Annotated in this window: 1 protein-coding gene; it reads left to right on the top strand. The window is 63.4% G+C overall.

The window, feature by feature from the left end; all coding sequences use genetic code 11:
- Positions 1-51 precede the first annotated feature (51 nt).
- On the top strand, positions 52-571 hold a 520-nt coding region (locus tag ACZY1I_RS32180), incomplete at its 3' end, for a hypothetical protein (protein WP_463761706.1).

The raw sequence follows: 571 nt of genomic DNA, 5'->3' as shown, positions 1-571 counted from the left end.
CGCATCTTCTCTTATGCGGTCTGCGGCCTTGGACTCAGCGTCGCAGTCGGGATGATGTCCACCGCCTTCGGCTATTCACTGAAAGTCATGAAAGACGCGAACGCCATCGGCGCCCAATACACAGATATCGCGCCCGTGGTCTCGTCGCCGGCATTGACGCACGCAGGAGTGAGCGGCGCGGTGGACTCAACAGTGTCCAGCCAGATATCGCCGAGCAGCACATTTTGGCTCAATGACGCCACGCGTGTAGACCCAAACCACGTCGTTACCACACGCGAGCGCACCTTTGCTCGCAGCGTGATGCACGAAAACCACCGGGATAACAACTCAGTCGACACCGCATCGATTTTCCGGCGGCCCGTCGCCAGACATTCCGACCGCGTCAACCGCGGCTCGGCACCGCGACCCCACCACGGCTCACGGGGCCGGCGCGGCGACAATTACGCGCCCCCCACTACAACAGCCGAATTCGAGCGGCCCACGGCTGAGGATGCCGACATGTACGCGGCAGCTGAGAAGGGAATGAGCGGTGCCGCTTCCCAGCGCGCACCACTCCCGGTCGCGGGACTCC

Source organism: Mycobacterium sp. IDUB_37, assembly GCF_055419245.1.
The sequence above is the reverse complement of the archived record's forward strand: the minus strand, read 5'-3'. Positions and strand labels throughout refer to the sequence as shown.